Source organism: Agromyces zhanjiangensis (genome assembly GCF_040496055.1).
GTDB classification, from domain to species: domain Bacteria; phylum Actinomycetota; class Actinomycetes; order Actinomycetales; family Microbacteriaceae; genus Agromyces; species Agromyces zhanjiangensis.
Genome location: NZ_JBEPKB010000007.1, coordinates 202,495 through 220,933, shown reverse-complemented (window position 1 = coordinate 220,933; position 18,439 = coordinate 202,495). Strand labels below are relative to the sequence as shown.

At 72.4% G+C, this 18,439-nt stretch carries 13 protein-coding genes and 1 rRNA gene; 9 read left to right on the top strand and 5 right to left on the bottom strand.

What is annotated here, in order from left to right; all coding sequences use genetic code 11:
* Both rrf and pulA read left to right on the top strand, forming a co-directional pair.
* Positions 1–91 (top strand): 5S ribosomal RNA (rrf, locus tag ABME02_RS14280); the annotation flags it as partial.
* Positions 92–441: 350 nt separating this feature from the next.
* Positions 442–6,642, top strand: coding sequence for a pullulanase-type alpha-1,6-glucosidase (gene pulA, locus ABME02_RS14275; RefSeq protein WP_436408276.1), 6,201 nt, complete (start codon positions 442–444; stop codon positions 6,640–6,642).
* 150 nt (positions 6,643–6,792) lie between these two features.
* On the opposite strand, the gene ABME02_RS14270 is transcribed toward pulA, so the two are convergent.
* Both ABME02_RS14270 and ABME02_RS14265 read right to left on the bottom strand, forming a co-directional pair.
* A complete protein-coding gene (locus ABME02_RS14270; RefSeq protein WP_353816010.1) occupies positions 6,793–7,209 on the bottom strand; it encodes a hypothetical protein in 417 nt (138 codons plus the stop codon).
* 171 nt (positions 7,210–7,380) lie between these two features.
* A complete protein-coding gene (locus ABME02_RS14265) occupies positions 7,381–8,391 on the bottom strand; it encodes an o-succinylbenzoate synthase (protein WP_353816009.1) in 1,011 nt (336 codons plus the stop codon).
* A 44-nt stretch (positions 8,392–8,435) separates the two neighbouring features.
* On the opposite strand from ABME02_RS14265, the gene ABME02_RS14260 reads away from it, so the two are divergent.
* From ABME02_RS14260 to ABME02_RS14250, 3 genes are all read left to right on the top strand, one after another.
* On the top strand, positions 8,436–9,368 hold the full coding sequence (locus ABME02_RS14260) for a 1,4-dihydroxy-2-naphthoyl-CoA synthase (RefSeq protein ID WP_353816008.1): 933 nt from the start codon (positions 8,436–8,438) through the stop codon (positions 9,366–9,368).
* 58 nt (positions 9,369–9,426) lie between these two features.
* A complete protein-coding gene (locus ABME02_RS14255) occupies positions 9,427–10,593 on the top strand; it encodes an AMP-binding protein (RefSeq protein ID WP_436408275.1) in 1,167 nt (388 codons plus the stop codon).
* 77 nt (positions 10,594–10,670) lie between these two features.
* On the top strand, positions 10,671–11,699 hold the full coding sequence (locus ABME02_RS14250) for a 1,4-dihydroxy-2-naphthoate polyprenyltransferase (RefSeq protein ID WP_353816007.1): 1,029 nt from the start codon (positions 10,671–10,673) through the stop codon (positions 11,697–11,699).
* Positions 11,700–11,768: 69 nt separating this feature from the next.
* Here the strand turns inward: ABME02_RS14250 and ABME02_RS14245 are convergent, their stop codons facing one another.
* Positions 11,769–12,050 (bottom strand): DUF4229 domain-containing protein, encoded by a 282-nt coding sequence (locus ABME02_RS14245; RefSeq protein ID WP_353816006.1) that lies wholly within the window; start codon positions 12,048–12,050, stop codon positions 11,769–11,771.
* 74 nt (positions 12,051–12,124) lie between these two features.
* On the opposite strand from ABME02_RS14245, the gene ABME02_RS14240 reads away from it, so the two are divergent.
* The 3 genes from ABME02_RS14240 to ABME02_RS14230 all read left to right on the top strand — a co-directional run bounded on the left by ABME02_RS14240 (position 12,125) and on the right by ABME02_RS14230 (position 15,550).
* Complete coding sequence (locus tag ABME02_RS14240) at positions 12,125–12,601, top strand: PLD nuclease N-terminal domain-containing protein (RefSeq protein ID WP_353816005.1); 477 nt, start codon at positions 12,125–12,127, stop codon at positions 12,599–12,601.
* Positions 12,594–14,477 (top strand): 2-succinyl-5-enolpyruvyl-6-hydroxy-3-cyclohexene-1-carboxylic-acid synthase, encoded by a 1,884-nt coding sequence (gene menD / locus ABME02_RS14235; RefSeq protein ID WP_353816004.1) that lies wholly within the window; start codon positions 12,594–12,596, stop codon positions 14,475–14,477. Before ABME02_RS14240 ends, menD begins: the two co-directional genes overlap by 8 nt.
* A 248-nt stretch (positions 14,478–14,725) precedes the next feature.
* Positions 14,726–15,550 (top strand): PPK2 family polyphosphate kinase, encoded by an 825-nt coding sequence (locus tag ABME02_RS14230; protein ID WP_353816016.1) that lies wholly within the window; start codon positions 14,726–14,728, stop codon positions 15,548–15,550.
* A 154-nt stretch (positions 15,551–15,704) separates the two neighbouring features.
* Here the strand turns inward: ABME02_RS14230 and ABME02_RS14225 are convergent, their stop codons facing one another.
* Complete coding sequence (locus ABME02_RS14225; RefSeq protein ID WP_353816003.1) at positions 15,705–17,009, bottom strand: isochorismate synthase; 1,305 nt, start codon at positions 17,007–17,009, stop codon at positions 15,705–15,707.
* Between the two features lie 85 nt (positions 17,010–17,094).
* Positions 17,095–17,379, bottom strand: a complete 285-nt coding sequence (locus ABME02_RS14220) for a DUF427 domain-containing protein (RefSeq protein ID WP_129233391.1) — start codon at positions 17,377–17,379, stop codon at positions 17,095–17,097.
* Positions 17,380–17,663: 284 nt separating this feature from the next.
* On the opposite strand from ABME02_RS14220, the gene ABME02_RS14215 reads away from it, so the two are divergent.
* On the top strand, positions 17,664–18,383 hold the full coding sequence (locus ABME02_RS14215; RefSeq protein WP_353816002.1) for a demethylmenaquinone methyltransferase: 720 nt from the start codon (positions 17,664–17,666) through the stop codon (positions 18,381–18,383).
* Positions 18,384–18,439 lie beyond the last annotated feature (56 nt).

Sequence of the window (18,439 nt, the reverse complement as noted above, 5' to 3'; positions counted from 1 at the left end):
GCCCGGACACATTCCGAACCCGGAAGCTAAGACTCGCAGCGCCGATGGTACTGCAGGGGCGACCCTGTGGGAGAGTAGGACACCGCCGGACACACATTGACAGAAGAGCCGCCCAACGCCGGGCGGCTCTTCTGCAGTTAACGACACCCACACGTGCATGCGGCACGACCGCACGGGCGTCCCCGAGTCGCCGCTGCGCCGCCTGACGGTCGCGCGTCCGACCGACGCCGGCCCTGGAGGCGGACGCGCTCTCGAGCCGCGTTGATTGCAAGCGATTACGTCGCCGCACGGGGCCAGCTGGCCCGCAAGGACGCGTTTCCTGCTCTCCTCGGCAACGGCTTGTGCACATCAAGTGCAAACGCTTGCATTAACGTCCCGCGCGCTGCTACGTTCGCTGGCAATGTCAGTGGCACGTCGTCGTGCCGGAATCGGGAGTCAAGGATGACGCATCGGGCGCGCGCTCGGACATGGGTGACATTCGGGATCACGGGCGCCGTCGCGGCATCCGCCCTCGCAGTTCTGCCGGTCGCACCGGCGGCCTCTGCCGACGGCGATACGTTCGCGCTCGTCGGTTCCCTGCAGTCGGAGCTCGGGTGCCCGGGAGACTGGCAGCCGGAGTGCGCGGACACCGAACTGCTGCCCACCGACACGGCGGGCGTCTACGCCGCCGAGTTCACCGTGCCGGCCGGCTCGTACGAGTACAAGGTGGCCGCGAACGACGCCTGGGACGCGAGCTGGGGCCTGAACGGCGGCGGGGACAACATCCCGCTCACCGTCGCGGGCGACACCGACGTGCGCGTCGTCTTCGACGACACCCAGAAGCGCGTCGGCATCGAGCTGCTGAGCACGCGCGGCGCCTACGACGAGCAGGCGGACGCCGCGCTCGCTCTGCCGCCCGCGCGCCAGCCCGGCAGCACCGAGAACTTCTACTTCGTCATGACCGACCGGTTCGCCAACGGCGACGCGTCGAACGACACCGCGGGCATCGCCGGCGACCGCCTCGACCACGGATTCGACCCCACCGACAAGGGCTTCTACCACGGCGGCGACATCCAGGGCATCCGAGACCACCTCGACTACATCGAGGGCCTCGGCACGAGCGCGATCTGGTTCACCCCCAGCTTCAAGAACAAGCCCGTGCAGGGCGAGGGCGACAACGCCTCCGCCGGCTACCACGGCTACTGGATCACCGACTTCACGCAGATCGACCCGCACCTCGGCACGAACGCCGAACTCGAGGCACTGATCGCCGAGGCGCACGCCAAGGGCATCAAGGTCTACTTCGACATCATCACGAACCACACGGCCGACGTGATCTCGTACGAGGAGGGGCAGTACTCGTACATCGACACGGCCGCCTCCCCGTACCGCGACGCGGCCGGGGACGTGTTCGACCCGAGCGCGATCGCGGGCAGCCCCGACTTCCCCGACCTCGACCCCGCGACGAGCTTCCCCTACACGCCGACCATCGCGCCGGAGGAGGCCGACGCCAAGGTGCCGGCGTGGCTCAACGACCCGACGGTGTACCACAACCGCGGCGACTCGACCTGGTCGGGCGAGTCGGTCACCTTCGGCGACTTCGTCGGCCTCGACGACCTCATGACCGAGGACCCGACCGTCGTGAACGGCTTCGTGCAGGTCTACCAGGACTGGATCGACCTCGGCATCGACGGGTTCCGCATCGACACCGCCAAGCACGTGAACTTCGAGTTCTGGGAGACCTGGTCGACCGAGGTGCTCGACTACGCGCACGCGGCCGGCAAGCCCGACTTCTTCATGTTCGGCGAGGTCTACGACGCCGACCCGGTCAAGCTCTCGCCGTACGTGCGCAAGACCGACATGAACTCCGTGCTCGACTTCACGTTCCAGTCGCAGGCCGTGGCGTTCGCCGCCGGCAACTCGGCGAAGAACCTGCAGTCGCTCTTCGCGGGCGACGACTACTACACGACCCCCGACTCGTCGGCGACCGCGCTGCCGACCTTCCTCGGCAACCACGACATGGGTCGCATCGGGTACTTCCTCGCCAATTCCGGCGACACGGCGGTGCAGCGCGACGAACTGGCGCACGAGCTCATGTACCTCACCCGCGGCCAGCCCGTCGTCTACTACGGCGACGAGCAGGGCTTCGCGGGCACGGGCGGCGACAAGGACGCCCGCCAGACGCTCTTCGCGAGCCAGGTCGACGAGTACGTGAACCAGCCGCTCATCACCGGCGAGGACGCCGGCAGCGTGGACCGCTACGAGGTCGATGCGCCGCTCTACACGCACATCGCGGCCCTGGCCGAGCTGCGCGAGGCGCACCCGGCGATCGAGCAGGGTGCGCAGGTCGAGCGCTTCGTCGCCGACGGTGCGGGCATCTACGCGTTCAGCCGCGTCGACCGCGACGAGAAGGTCGAGTACCTGGTCGCCGTGAACAACGCGAACGAGGCGAAGACCGTCGACGTGCCGACGCTGACGGCGGATGCCGCGTTCGAGGTGCTCTACGGCGACGCAACCGCGCTCGCGGCCAACGCCGACGGCGTGGCATCCGTCACGGTCCCGGCGCTCGGCGCAGTCGTCTGGAAGGCCGACCGCCAGGTGACGGCACCCGACGCGGCATCCGCCATCGCCGTCGACGTGCCGGTGGCCGGCGCCGGCGTCACCGGCATCACCCCGGTGTCGGCCGACGTCGCCGACAGCACGTGGCAGGAGACGAGCTTCGCGTGGCGCGTGGCCGGCTCCGCCGAGTGGAACGCCCTGGGCACCGCGGAGGACACCACGCCGCGCGTGTTCCACGACACCGCCGGTCTCGCGAACGGCACGCTCGTCGAGTACCGGGCCGTGTCGACGGATGCCGCGGGCAACCGCGCCGCGGCCTCGACCTACGCCTCGGTCGGCAACGCCGTGAACCTCGTGGTCGAGGAGGAGCCCGAGCCCGAGATCGGCCTCGTGACGATCCCCGGCAACCACAACTCCGAGATGGGCTGCCCGGGCGACTGGCAGCCCGGCTGCGAGGCCGCGAAGCTGACCAAGCGCGCGGACGGCATCTACGCCGGAACGTTCGAGGTGCCCGCCGGCACCTACGAGTACAAGGTCGCGATCAATGGCAGCTGGGCGCTGAACTACGGCGCGAACGGCGTGCAGGACGGACCGAACGTCACCTACACGACCGAGGGCGGCCCGGTGACGTTCTACTGGGACCCGCGCACGAACGTGTTCTCGTCGACGGCCGAGGGCCCGATCGTGACGCTGCCCGGCAGCCTCCAGTCGGAGCTCGGCTGCCCCGGCGACTGGCAGCCCGGATGCATGGTCACCTTCGCCCAGGACGGCGACAAGGACGGCGTGTACGAGTTCTCGACCGACGGCCTGCCCGCCGGCTCCTACGAGGTGAAGGTCGCGCACGGCCTCTCGTGGGATGAGAACTACGGCGTCGACGGGGTCCGGAACGGCGGCAACATCTCGTTCGTCGTCGCGACGGACGGCGAGTTCGTCACCTTCCGCTACACGCTCGAGACGCACGTGCTCGAGGTCGTCGTCGCCGACCCGCCGCTCGCCGGCACCGGCCAGCAGCGCGCCTACTGGCTCGACGCCGACACGCTCGCCTGGCCGGCCTCGCTCCTCGGCGGCGCGAACGCGGCCGACCTCGGTTACTCGCTCGAGTTCGCCGCCGCCGGCGGACTCGGCACCGCCGACGGCGCCGTGACGGGCGCCGACCAGTCGGTCGAGCTCGAGTTCGTCCCGGGCGGCATCGGCGACGAGCTCGCCGCGCGCTTCCCGCACCTCGCGGGCTACGTGGCGCTCAGCCCGGTCGGCCTCGACCGCGAGGCCATCGCCGAGCTCGTCACGGGCGAACTGCAGGTCGCGCAGCGCACCGGCGACGCGCTCAGCGCGATGACCGGCGTGCAGCTGCCCGGCGTGCTCGACGACCTCTACGCCGAGGGCGTGGCATCCGCCTCGCTCGGCGCCGCGTTCGCCGACGGCGAGCCGACGCTCTCGGTCTGGGCCCCCACCGCGAAGTCGGTCTCGGCCCAGGTGTGGGAGTCCGGCTCGACGGGCGACCCCGAGGTGCTGCCGGCGACGTTCGACGCGGCATCCGGTGCCTGGTCGGTGGCCGAGGGCGTCGACGCGGGTGACGAGTACCGCTGGCTCATCGAGGTCTACGCGCCGACGACCGGCGAGGTCGAGGAGAACTCGGTGACCGACCCGTACTCGGCGGCGCTGACCGTGAACTCGGCGCGCACCGTCGTGGTCGACCTCGACGACCCGACGCTCGCTCCCGAGCTGTGGGCCGAGACGCCCGCGCCGCTCGTCGAGCGCCAGGTCGACCGTGCGATCACCGAGCTGCACGTGCGCGACTTCTCGATCACCGACGAGACGGTGCCCGAGGAGGAGCGCGGCACGTACCGTGCGTTCACCCGCAACAGCGCGGGCACCGCGCAGCTGCGCGAGCTCGCCGCCGCGGGCATCAACACGGTGCACCTGCTGCCGACCTTCGACATCGCGACCATCGAGGAGCGCCGCGACCAGCAGGCGACCCCCGACTGCGACCTCGAGACCTTCGGCCCGGCGTCGGAGGAGCAGCAGGCCTGCATCGAGGCGATCCGCGACCTCGACGGGTTCAACTGGGGCTACGACCCGTACCACTTCCAGGCGCCCGAGGGCTCCTACGCGGTCGACCCCGAGGGCGGCGCTCGCGTCGCGGAGTTCCGCGAGATGGTCGGCGCCCTGCACGCCACCGGCCTGCAGGTCGTGCTCGACGAGGTGTACAACCACACCGCCCAGTCGGGCCAGGGGGAGAAGTCGGTGCTCGACAAGGTCGTGCCGGGCTACTACCACCGCCTGAACGCGACCGGCGGCGTCGAGACCTCGACGTGCTGCCAGAACGTCGCGACCGAGCACGCCGTCGCCGAGAAGCTCATGGTCGACTCGACCGTGCTCTGGGTGAGGGAGTACAAGGTCGACGGCTTCCGGTTCGACCTCATGGGCCACCACTCGAAGGCGAACCTGCTCGCCATCCGCGAGGCGCTCGACGAGCTCACGCTCGCCGAGGACGGCGTCGACGGGTCGAAGGTGTTCGTCTACGGCGAGGGCTGGAACTTCGGCGAGGTCGCGAACAACGCCCGGTTCGAGCAGGCCTCGCAGGGCCAGCTCGGCGGAACGGGCATCGCCACGTTCAACGACCGTCTCCGCGACGGCGTGCACGGCGGCAGCCCGGTCTCGGGCGACTCGAAGTACGAGCAGGGCTTCGGCACCGGCCTCGCCGGCGAGCTGAACGGGCTGCCCGTGCGCGACGGCATCCGCAACCTCGGCCAGCAGACCGACCTGGTGAAGGTCGGCCTCGCGGGCAACCTGCGCGACTTCGAGCTCACCGGCCACGACGGCGTCGTGAAGACCGGCGCCGAGGTCGACTACAACGGGTCGCCGGCGGGCTACGCCGACCACCCCGAGGAGGTCATCAACTACGTCGACGCGCACGACAACGAGACGCTGTTCGACCTGGGCGTGCTCAAGCTGCCGGCCGACACGCCCATGGCCGACCGGGTCCGCATGAACACGCTGTCGCTCGCGACCGTGACGTTCTCGCAGAGCCCCTCGTTCTGGCACGCCGGCACCGAGCTGTTGCGTTCGAAGTCGCTCGACCGCAACAGCTACAACTCGGGCGACTGGTTCAACCGGATCGACTGGACCGGCCAGGAGTCGACCTTCGGGTCGGGCCTGCCGATGAAGTCCGACAACGAGGACCACTGGCCCGTGATGGCCGAGCGTCTCGCAGACCCGGCGCTGAAGCCCACGGCGGAGGACATCGCCGCCGCCGAGGCGGCCGCGCTCGACCTGCTGCGCGTGCGCTCGAGCGTCGACCTGCTGACGTTGGGCTCGGCCGAGCTCATCGAGCAGAAGGTGTCGTTCCCGAACAGCGGAGCGGATGCCACGGACGGGCTCATCGTGATGCTCATCGACGACCTGGTCGGCGACGACGTCGACCCGGCCCTCGAGGGCGCGCTCGTCGTCTTCAACGCGTCGCCCGAGGCGATCACCGAACAGGTCGACGGGCTCGCGGGCCGCGACTTCAAGCTTGCGAAGGCGCTGCGCAACGGCGTCGACGAGGTCGTCAAGGAGACGAAGTGGAAGGCGAAGACCGGGACGCTGACGATCCCGGCCCGCACCGCCGCGGTGCTCGTCTCGGAGCAGAAGGCGACGGCGCCCGGCGCGGGCGCCGGCGCGTCGGGACCGAAGGCGACGGCGGGCTCGGGCGGGGACTCGGCTGCCGCCGCCGGATCGGCCCCGCCGATCGTGCGCCTCGACGCCGCGTCGGTGAAGGTCGGCTCGACCCTCGCGGTCGAGGGTACCGGCTTCGAGTCGGGCGAGCTCGTGCAGGTCTGGCTCGAGTCGACGCCGCGCCTGCTCGAGGCGCAGTCCGCCGGCGCCGATGGCACCGTGGCGTTCGAGGTCACGATCCCCGAGGAGACGGAGATCGACGGTCACCACGTGCGGCTGATCGGCGTGGCGTCAGGAGACGAGGCGGTCGCAGAGCTCACCGTCGTCGGATCGCTGGGGCTCACCGCCACGCAGGGCGCGCTCGCGGTGCTGCTCGGTGCGGCCCTGCTCGCCGCGGCCCTGATCGTGGCGGGCCCGCGCCTGCGGCGCGCGCGCGTCACGGCGTGAGGTCGCCGGGTGACACGGGTGTGCGCCGCGTCGCCCGGACAGCGCAGGTCGGTGCCCGGGAACCCGTCCCGGGCACCGACCCGCGCGCGACATGATGCCCGGCGCTCCCCCGGCGCCGGGCATCGTCGTCTGTCGCGGACCGATGAACCCCTAGAACGGGAGGTCGAGCCCGCAGCTGTCGAAGGCGTAGAAGAGGTCGGCGCCGTGCGCGGCGAAGATCTCGTCGATGCCCTTGCCGTCGGCGGCCTTCGCCTCGTGCGGGTTGTTGCCGGCGACGACGCCGTCGTTGCCGTTCGCGCCCTTCACGTGGATGGTGAACGACATCGGCGCGCCGGTGCTCGCGTAGGCGTCGGTGACGCACTCGGCGTCCGCTTCCTCCAACCCGAAGGTCAGTTCCTCGAAGTACACCGTGAGCCAGGCCTGCGAGTTGCTCGCACCGGCGTTGCCCTTCTCCGAGCGGTTCGCGTTGTAGCACTCGTGCGCATAGGCGGCTGCGCCGCTGCCGAGCGTGAGGGCGGCGGCCAGGCCGATGCCGGCGCCGATGTTGGTCATGGTTCTCGAGATCATCGTTGCTCCACTTCGATTCGGGTTGGAACGGCCCGTCGACCGGGACGCCGCATCCGACGATGCTCTCGATCGACGCTGATGGACTCAGGGTCCTCCCCGACATCGCCGACGCGACACCCCCAGAAACGGGGGCATTCTTCACTTTTGGCCGTGGCGATAATCGATGCCTGATCAGGCGGTTCCGCCAGCGATGGTGGCGAGGAGCGCGTGGCAGCGTTCGAGGCGCGCGAGCCACCAGGCCGCGCGATCGGCATCGGCCGCGTACCGGCCGAGCAGTGCCGGGTCGGGGTCGACCCGGCGGACGTCGATCGCCCCACCGCTCGGGAGGAGCGGCTCGTCGGTGACATCCGCTGCCAGCAGGGAGGCCGTGCCGAGCCCGCAGTCGTACTCGAGCGTCGGGACGGCGGCCGCCAGGTGCGCGCCCATCGCGAGCCCGACGCTCGTGTCGAGCGCACTCGAGACGACGATCGGCAGCCCGGCGCGTTCGACCACGTCGAGTGCGCGACGGATGCCGCCGAGCGGCGCCGCCTTGACGACGAGCAGGTCGGCGGCGCCCGCGGCGGCGACCGCGAGCGGGTCCTCGGCGCGGCGCACGCTCTCGTCGGCCGCGATGGGGATGCCCATGTACTTCGTGCGCGCGCGGATCTCGGCGAGCTCTGCGACGCTCGGGCAGGGCTGCTCGACGTACTCGAGGTCGAACGGCGCGAGCGCGTGGATGGCGTGCTCGGCCTCGTCGATGTTCCATCCGCCGTTCGCGTCGACGCGGACGCGTCCCTCGGGTCCCATCGCCTCGCGCGTCGCGCGGACGCGCGCGACATCCTGTCCGAGGGTCTGGTCGGATGCCGCGACCTTCACCTTCGCGGTCCGGCAGCCCGGGAACCGGTCGAGCACGGCCGGCACGGCGTCGGCGTCGACGGCGGGCACGGTCGCGTTCACCGGGATGCGGTCGCGGAGCGCCGCCGGCGTCGGATTCCAGCCGAAGTCGATCGCGGCGCCGAGCCACGTCGCGGCCTCCTCGTCGTCGTACTCGGCGAAGGGCGCGAACTCGGTCCACCCCTCCGGGCCCTCGAAGAGCAGCGCCTCGCGCACGTCGATGCCGCGGAACCGCGTGACGAGCGGGAGCGCGACGACCCTGGCGGTCGCGAGGAGGTCGTGCAGGGGCGGCAGGGCGTCGGCGCTCATGCGACGAGTCTGCCACCAGGGCGGCCCGAACTAGGCTGGAGGCCATGGCAGTCGAGGTGTCGGAGCTGTTCGATCCGAGCGAGTGGGTGGATGTCGCGGCATCCGTCACCGGCGAAGCCGGTTTCACCGACATCACCTACCACCACTCGACCGACGGCCGCATCGCGCGCATCGCGTTCGACCGCCCCGAGGTGCGCAACGCATTCCGCCCGCACTCGGTCGACGAGCTGTACCGGGCGCTCGAGGACGCGCGGACGAACCCTCGCATCGGGGTCGTGCTGCTCACCGGCAACGGCCCGAGCGCGAAGGACGGCGGCTGGGCCTTCTGCTCGGGCGGCGACCAGCGCATCCGGGGTCGTGACGGGTACCAGTACTCGGCCGCCGAGGGCGAGGTCGTGCGCGATCCGGCGGCGGCCGCGGCGACCGGGCGACTCCACATCCTCGAGGTGCAGCGGCTGATCCGGTTCATGCCGAAGGTCGTCATCGCGGTCGTGCCCGGCTGGGCCGCGGGCGGCGGCCACTCGCTGCACGTCGTGTGCGACCTCACGATCGCCAGCCGCGAGCACGGGCGGTTCAAGCAGACGGATGCCGACGTCGGCAGCTTCGACGCCGGATACGGGTCGGCGTACATGGCCCGCCAGGTCGGGCAGAAGTTCGCGCGCGAGGTCTTCTTCCTCGCCGAGGAGTACTCGGCCGACCGCGCGTACGAGATGGGCGCGGTGAACCGCGTCGTGCCGCACCCCGACCTCGAGCGGGAGGCGATCGCGATGGCGCGCACGATCCTCACGAAGTCGCCGACGGCGATCCGCATGCTGAAGTTCGCGTTCAACGCGATCGATGACGGGCTCGTCGGCCAGCAGGTGTTCGCGGGCGAGGCGACGAGGCTCGCGTACGGGACCGATGAAGCCGTCGAGGGTCGCGACTCGTTCCTCGAGAAGCGCGCGGCCGATTGGGGTCCGTACCCGTGGCACTACTGAGACCGGCGGCCAGCGACCGCGGCCCACGACACCGCACATGCCGGTTACGGATGCCGCGGTGAAACCCCTCATCCGGGTTCCGGCCGGCGACGTCCCGCGGCTGATGGCCCAGCTGCGCAACGCGGTCCTGCTCGACGGACTCGCGGTGCTGCCCATCCCCGGCGACGACGAGCCGTCGGATCCGATCGAGGGACTCGTCGAGGACCAGATCGCGCTGGTCGTCGAGACGAGCGGGTCGACGGATGCCCCGAAGCGCGTCGCGCTCTCCGGCACCGCCCTCCGAGCGAGCGCGGGGGCGACCTCGCAGTGGTTCGGGGGGACGCACGGGCAGTGGCTGCTCGCCCTGCCCGGCACCTACATCGCCGGGATCCAGGTGCTCGTGCGCTCGCTCGTCGCGGGCACCGAACCCGCGGTGATGCCCCGAGGGGGCTTCACGCCGGAGGCGTTCGTCGACGCCGCCCGCACCCTCGACCCGGACCGGCCGTGGTTCACCTCGCTCGTGCCCGTCCAGCTCTCGCGCCTGGTCGAGGCCGCCGACGCCGATCGCTCGGTGCGCGCCGCCCTCGGTTCGTTCGAGGCGATCCTGCTCGGCGGCCAGGCCGCGCCGGCCCGACTCGTCGACCGCGCCGCCGCCCTCGGCGCCCGCGTGCACCGGACCTACGGTTCGAGCGAGACCGCCGGCGGATGCGTCTACGACGGGCGCCCGCTGAACGGCGTCGACGTGCGGATCGTCGACGGCGAGGTGCAGCTCGCCGGCCGCATGCTCGCCGAGGGCTACCTCGGCGACCCCGAGCGCACGCAGCGCGCCTTCGCGGTCGACGCCGACGGGCGGCGGTGGTATCGCACGGGCGACCTCGGCTCGCTCGGCGACGACGGCCGCGTGCGGGTCACCGGTCGCGCCGACGACGTGATGACCTCAGGCGGGGTCAAGGTCGTGCTCGGCGAGGTCGAGCGTGCGGTGCACGGCGTCGACGGGTTCGGCGACGCGATCGTGGTCGCCGTCCCCGACCCCGAGTGGGGCGAGCGCGCCGCGGTCGTCGCCGCCGGGACGGCGGCACGCGCGGGGGGCGCGCTCGAGGTGCTGCGCACGGCGACGGATGCCGCGGGGCTTCCACCCGCCGGGCGCCCGGTTCGCGTCGTCGCGGTCGACGACCTGCCGCGACTCGCGTCGGGCAAGCCGGACCGCGTCGCGGCATCCGCCCTCGCCCGCACCGCCGGCGCCTGACGCGACGCGGTGCGCCGGGCGCGCGCAGCCACGGCCGGGCGGAGCCGGTGCAGCGCCTCCCGGCATAGCATGTCGGGGTGGCACGCCCGAAGACCCCGCGAACCCAGTCAGCCAAGTCCGTTCGCACGGCCGAAACCGCCAAGCCCTCGAAGCCGCGTACGAACGGCCGCTCGGGCAACCCGGCGAAGGTCGTCGCGGGCGCCCCGCGCGCGCAACGAGGGCCCGCGACGTTCCGCGACTGGGTCGGTGGTGCGCGACTGCGCACGCTGCCGCTCGCGATCGCGCCGGTCGCGCTCGGCACGGGTGCCGGGGCGGTGATGCTCGGCTACCTCGACGAGCCGTTCCACCCGTGGCGTGCGGTGCTCGCACTCGTCGTCGCGCTCGCACTGCAGATCGGCGTGAACTACGCCAACGACTACTCCGACGGGGTGCGCGGCACCGACGAGCACCGGGTCGGCCCCGCCCGACTGGTGGGCTCGGGCGCCGCGACGCCGAAGCGGGTGCTCACCGTCGCACTGGCGTTCTTCGGCGTCGCCGCGCTCGCGGGCCTCGCGCTCGTGGTCATCACGCAGCAGTGGTGGCTGCTCGCGGTGGGAGCCGCCGCGATCGTCGCCGCCTGGTTCTACACGGGCGGCAAGCGCCCGTACGGCTACTACGGCCTCGGCGAGCTGTTCGTCTTCGTCTTCTTCGGTCTCGTCGCGACGGCCGGCTCGACGTACGTGCAGGCGCTCGACGTCAACCTCGAGTCGTGGACGGGCGGCATCGGCGTCGGCCTCATCGCCTGCGCGGTGCTCATGGCGAACAACCTCCGCGACGTGGAGCAGGATCGCGTCGCGGGCAAGCGCACCCTCGCCGTGCTCGTCGGCCCGCTCGTCGGACGCATCCTGTTCGCCGTCTTCATGCTCGCGCCGTTCGCGATCACCGTGTTCTGGGCGCTGCTCTACCCGCCGGCCTGGCTCGTGTTGTTCGCGCTGCTCGCCGCGCTGCCGGCGTGCGTCATCGTGGGCTGGGCGCGCACGCCGCGCGAGCTCATCATCGGCCTGCAGCTCGCGAGCGTGACGGCGCTCGCGTACGGCGTCGGCATGGGCCTCGCGTTCGCCTACTGAGGCGGATGCCGCGGGGGCGGATGCCGCGGGGGCGGATGCCGCGACCCTCGGCGCGACGCCGGGCGGGGTCTAGTCGGCCCCGCGCTGCTCGGCCCGGTCGACGGCCGCGTCCTCGGCCTCGTCGTCGTCCGTGACGACCGGCTGCTCGCGGTGGCGGGCGGCGTAGAGGTCGGTCGCGAGTTCTTCGCGCTGCTTCCTGAGGAAGATGAGCGACGCGCTGAATCCGAACAGGGCCGCCACGATCACGGAGATCCACGGGGTGACACCCGCGACGAGCAGGACCACGAGCGGTGCGGCGAAGAGGAGCACGCGCAGCAGCGTGTAGCGGAGCCAGACGGGGAGGGCCTTCACCCGATCAGTGTAGGCGGCGCAGTCTGGGTGCTCCCTCCCAGCCGAACGTGATGCGACGCGCCTAGAATCGGTGCATGGTCCGCCTCTGGTTGATCGCCGGTGTCGCCGCCGTGGTCTTCACGATCTACGCGGCGGTGGACTGCGCGCTCTTCGATCGCACTCGTATCCGCGGCCTTCCGCGCGGGTGGTGGATCGTCGTCATCCTGCTCGTGCCGGTCATCGGCGCCGCGCTCTGGTTCATCGTGGGGCGCGGCCGCGCCGTCCGTGTGGGTCGCGTGAACCCGCACAGCAACGCGCCCGACGACGACCCCGAGTTCCTGCGCCGGCTGCGCGCCGACGCCGAGCACCAGGAGCGGATCCGCCGCCTCGAGCAGGAGCTCGAGCAGCTCGACCACGAGCTCGATGCCGACCGCGATGACGGCGCCCACGGCGCCGACGGCCACGGCGCCGCCAGCCCCCGAGGCGATGACGCACTCGGCACCGACCGGCGACGCAACGACGGAACCGACGGACCCGGCGACTCCGGACCCTCGGGTCTGCCGAATGGCTGAGGCCCGTCCGATCGCGAGTCCCGCCACCGCAGCCGCGCTCGCGCTGCTCTCCAACCTCGTCCGCGCCGGGGTGACCGACGTCGTCGTGGCGCCGGGTTCCCGATCGCAGGCGCTCGCGCTGGCCGCCGCGGAACTCGAGCGCGTCGGAGGCATCCGCCTGCACGTCCGCATCGACGAACGCGGCGCGGGCTTCCTCGCGCTCGGCCTCGCCGTCGAGACGGGGCGTCCGGCGGTGGTCGTGACCACCTCGGGAACCGCCGTCGCCAACCTGCACCCGGCCGTGCTCGAGGCGCACCACGCGGGGGTGCCGCTGATCGTCGCGACCGCCGACCGCCCGGCGGAGCTGCGCGGCATCCGGTCGAACCAGACCACGATCCAGCCCGGCATCTTCGCCGGCGCCGTTCGCCTCGAGCGCGACGTCGCGCCGCCCGACGGTCGTGCGGGTGAAGCGGATGCCGCGGCAGCCCTCGCGCGCGAAGCCGTCCGTGCGACCCTCGGCCTCGACGCCGACGGCGGGTTCGCGGCGCGTCCCGGTCCGGGCCCGGTGCACCTCAACCTGCAGTACCGGGAGCCGCTCTCGTCGGCGCTGGCGCTCGACGCGGCACCGGTCGTCCGGGCGGAGGTCGCGGCATCCGTCGCCAGCGTCACCGCTGCCGCGCGGGCCGAGGCACGCGTCCGCCGCCTCGAGCACGGCCCGCGCACGATCGTGATCGCGGGCGCCGGAGCCGGCCCGGAGGCCGAGGAACTCGCCCGCGCCGGCGGCTGGCCGCTCATCGCGGAGGTCACGAGCGGTGCACGGTTCGGTCCGAACCTCGTCGTCGCGTACCGCGAGCTGCTGCGCGAGCCCGGCTTCGGCGACGAGGTCGAGCGGGCGATCGTGTTCGGGCATCCGACGCTGTCGCGCGAGGTGCCGGCGCTCGTGCAGCGCGAGGGCGTCGAGACGATCGTCGTCGCGCCCTGGGGGATCGAGTGGTTCGACCCCGGGCACGCGGTCGACCGGTTCGAGCGGGCGGTGGCCGTCGACCAGCACGAGCCCTCGGCCGAGGAGCGCGCGTGGACCGGGCGCTGGGTGCGGGCGAGCCGGATCCTGCTCGACCGACGCGACGAGGACGCGAGCGGACCCGGCGGTGCCGGCGGCGCCGGCGGGGGCGGGCTCCGCAGCGGCGTCGACGAGACCGGGCACGTCAGCGACTACGCGGCGCAGCGCGCCTACCTCAAGGACCAGCTCGCGCGCATCCGTCGGCCCGTCGACCGCCGCATGCTCGTCGAGATGCTCTGGGCGGCGACCTGGCCGCACGACCGGCTCGTGTTCGGCGCCTCCCGCCTGATCCGCGACGCGGACCGGAACGTGCCCGGTCGCCGCATCCCCGTGCACGCCAACCGCGGACTCGCGGGTATCGACGGCACCGTCGCCACGGCGATCGGGATCGCCATCGCGAGCCAGTCGGCGGCGCCGGGCGCGTCGGCCGACGTCGCGGCGGGCGGCAGCGGGTCGCAGGCGGATGCCTCGGGTGCCCCGGACGCCCCGGTCACGCCGACCGCGACCGGCACCACGCGCGTGCTCATCGGCGACCTGACCCTGCTGCACGACGTCGGATCGCTGCTCGTCGGCGCCGGCGAGGCACGGCCGCGCGTGCTCGTGATCGTCGGCAACGACGGCGGCGGCACGATCTTCGACGCGCTGGAGGTGGCGGCATCCGCGCCCCCCGAGGCGTTCGACCGCGTGCAGTACACGCCGCAGTCGGTCGACCTCTCGTCGCTCGCGACCGCCTACGGCTGGGAGTACCGGCGCGCGGCCACGCGCGGCGAACTCGATGAGGCGCTCGGCACGGCGGTCGCCGGGCCGACGCTCCTCGAGGTGCCGCTCGCGCGTTGATCGCGCCGCGTCCTGGTTCCGTTCGGCGGATATCCGATCGGACACCCCGGCGAATCTGACGGAACGCCGGCGCGCCCGATCGTATATCCGCCGAACTGGACGGCGAGGTTGGGACGGCGGCGAGCGCCGGGCGGGGCGCGACCCCTTGCCGTGGCATCCGTCGCACCCCGAAGATGGGGGAGCGCCGCGGCGGACGCGGCCGTGAGGGGAGCGCCGTGGGGCTGGAGAAGTACTGGGCGAGCGATCCGATGGACGTGCTGCGCGTGCGGCAGGACTTCGTGCTCGCCGACGTCGACACGGGTTCGGTGCCGGGGTTCGAGGGGAAGAAGCGCGACGCCGAGAAGTCGCTCGACGTCGGCGCGAAGATCTTCGCCGACCTGCAGGAGCAGCTGTTCGCCGGGCACCAGATGGGCGACGACCCGCGCCGCGTGCTGCTCGTGCTGCAGGCGATGGACACCGCAGGCAAGGGCGGCATCGTGAAGCACGTGATGAGCGCGGTCGACCCCCAGGGCGTACAGCTCGCGACGTTCAAGAAGCCGACCGAGGAGGAGCTCGCGCACGACTTCCTCTGGCGCATCCGCAAGGAGGTGCCGGAGGCCGGCATGATCGGCGTCTTCGACCGGTCGCACTACGAGGACGTGCTGATCGCGCGCGTGCGCGAACTGGCGCCGCCCGAGGAGATCGAGCGCCGCTACGACGCGATCAACGAGTTCGAGGCCGAGCTCGCGGCATCCGGCACGACGATCATCAAGGTCATGCTGCACATCTCGATGGACGAGCAGCGCGCGCGGCTTCTCAAGCGGCTGAAGCGGCGGGACAAGCACTGGAAGTTCAACCCGTCCGACATCGACGAGCGGATGCTCGCGCCGAAGTACCGTGAGGCGTACCAGGTCGTGTTCGATCGCACGACGACGCCCTACGCGCCGTGGTACGTCGTGCCGGCCGACCACAAGTGGTACGCGCGGCTCGCGGTGCAGCACCTCCTCATCGACGCGCTCGAGGGGATGAAGCTCGACTGGCCGCTCGCCGACTACGACATCGAGGAGCAGAAGGCGCGGCTCGCGACCGGCTGAGGGCGGCGGACGGTTCCCGCCCCCTGCCCGCCGCCGACCGACGGCACCTGCGGCTCGCGACTGCGCGGTTTCGCGACGAATGCGAGGGTCGCGAGGCGCGCACGTGTCGCCGACGTGCGCACTCGGTACGAGCAGCCTCCGGGCGCGCCCGCCCCTACGGGACGGGGGGTGACGGCGGCGGCGCCCCGAACGCCTCGACGATGGGCCGGAACTTCATGTCCGTCTCGGCGAGCTCGTCGGCCGGCACGGAGTCGTGCACGATGCCGCACCCGGCGTATGCGCGAACCGTGCCGTCCGCCGACACCTGCGCGCAGCGCAGTGCGATCGCCCACTCGCCGTCGCCGTCGGCGTCGACCCAGCCCACCGGGCCGGCGTAGCGCCCCCGGTCGAACCCCTCGAGCTCGGCGATCGCGGCCAGCGCGACGCCACGGGGTGTGCCCGCGACCGCGGCCGTCGGGTGCACGGCGCGAACCAGGTCGAGCGAGCTCGATCCGTCGCCGAGCGTGCCCTTGAGGTCGGTCGCGAGGTGCCACAGGTTCGGCAGCTGCAGCGTGAACGGCTCGGGGCTCGCGTCGAGGCGGGCGGTGTGCGGTGCGAGCGTCGCGACCGCGCTCTCGACGGCGAGGGCGTGCTCGGCGAGGTCCTTGTGCGAGGCGGCCAGGCGCGCCGCCTGGCCGCGGTCGGATGCCGCGTCCCGCCCGCGCGACGCGGTGCCGGCGAGCACGCGAGCCGAGACCGTGCCGTGGTCGACGCGCACGAGTGTCTCGGGGCTCGCGCCGATGAGGCCGTCGACGGCGAACACCCACGTGTCGGGGTAGTCGTCGGCGAGCTTGGCGAGCGCGGCGCGCAGCCCGGCGTCCTCGTGCAGCGTGCCGACGATCTCGCGGGCGAGCACGACCTTCTCGAACCGTCCGTCGTCGATGCGGCGCACGGCCTCGCCGACGGCGGCGGTGTAGGCCTCGGGCGGCAGCGCACCGGACTCGAAGCGCACCCGTGGCACGTCGCGCTTCGGCGCGGGCGCGGGCAGTTCGACCGGGGCGGTCGGCGCAGCGGATGCCCCGTGGACGAGTTCGATCCGGGTGACCCACGCCCGCCCGTCGCGACGGCCGAGGACGAGCTCGGGCACGACGAGCACGCTCGTCGCCGCCGACTCGTCGGCGAACGCGATCGCGCCGAACGCGACGAGCCCGCTGCCGGGGAGCCCGACGCGATCGTCGACGTCGGCGAGGCCGGTCACGCGCTTCCATTCGCGGGCGGCCTCCGCGACGCGGTCGGGCCCGGTCGTCTCGATGCGGAGCACCTCGCCGATGCCGATGATGCCCTCGCCGCGGCGCATCCAGAGCAGGGGATGACGCGGGTCGAGTCGCGGCACGAGCGGTGCGGTCTCATCGACCGCGACGGTGCGGACGCGCAACCTCGTGTCGGCGGCGGGAGGGGCCGCGGCATCCGTTCGCGTCACCGGACCAGCCTACGCCGGAGGGTGTCGGGCCGATTCACGCGCGGGTCCCGCGGACGACCGCCGACTGCGTTGATCGTCGCCCGCCTCAGGCGGGGACGACGTCGACGCCGCGCCAGAACGCGACGTGCTCGCGGATCTCGGCGGCCGCGTCGGAGGGCGTCTCGTAGGTCCAGGCGGCGTTCGGGTTGCGCTGGCCGTCGACCTCGACGTGGAAGTAGTTCGCGGTGCCCTTCCAGTGGCACACGCTGCGGTTGTCGCTGGCGACGAAGAACTCCGGGCGGATCGCCTCGCGCGGGAAGTAGTGGTTGCCCTCCACCACGACGGTGTCGTCGGACTCCGCGATGACCGTGCCGTTCCAGATCGCCTTCATGCCGTTCCCTTCCTCCGATCGGATGGCGCAGCCGCGCCGTCCACCTCGATCCAACGCCGTCCCGCTGAGTTTCCATCCCGATGCATGGAAACTCTCAGGTTCGTGGAGCGGGTTCGCAGGATGAGGGACGCGGCGGCGCCGCAGGCGGCAGGACGGCGCACGTGGTCCTGCGAACTCGCACGACCTCGGGGTGCGGCGGGCGGATGGAACGGGCCGCGCCGGCCACGCGGCATCCGCCCGCCCTCACCGCGCCCGCCCAGCCCGGCGACCGTAGACTCGCAGGCATGACGCGCGCAGACCTCGGCAAGGACCCACGGGACGTCTCGGCGATGTTCGACCGGGTCGCGGCGCGCTACGACCGCACCAACGCGGTGCTCTCGGTCGGCAACGCCGCGCTGTGGCGCGTCGCAACGACGAAGGCCGTCGCGCCGAAGCCGGGTGAGCGCGTCCTCGACGTCGCCGCGGGCACCGGCACCTCGAGCGCGAGCCTCGCGAAGTCGGGCGCGAGCGTCGTCGCCGCCGACTTCTCGCCGGGCATGATCGAGGTCGGCCGCCGCCGCCAGGCGCACGTGCCGAACCTCGTGTTCGTCGAGGCCGACGCGATGGCGCTGCCGTTCGGCGACGCCGAGTTCGACGCGGTCACGATCTCGTTCGGCCTGCGCAACGTGAAGGAGCCGAAGGTCGCGCTCGCCGAGTTCCTGCGGGTCACCAAGCCCGGCGGACGCCTCGTTGTGTGCGAGTTCTCGCACCCGCCGGTCGGCGTCGTGCGCGCAGGCTACGACTTCTACCAGAAGGTCGTCATGCCGCCGCTCGTGAAGCTGTCGAGCTCGAACGACGACGCCTACGACTACCTCAACGAGTCGATCAACGCGTGGCCCGACCAGCCGACGCTCGCCGGCTGGATCCGCGAGGCGGGGTGGTCGGATGTCGCGTGGCGCAACCTGACGGCGGGCATCGTCGCGCTGCATCGGGCGCGCAAGCCGATCGCCCCCGCGGAGAGTTGAACGCGGCGCGTTCGACACGCTCGCAGCATCCGCTCGGCCGGCTCTCGGTAGGCTGG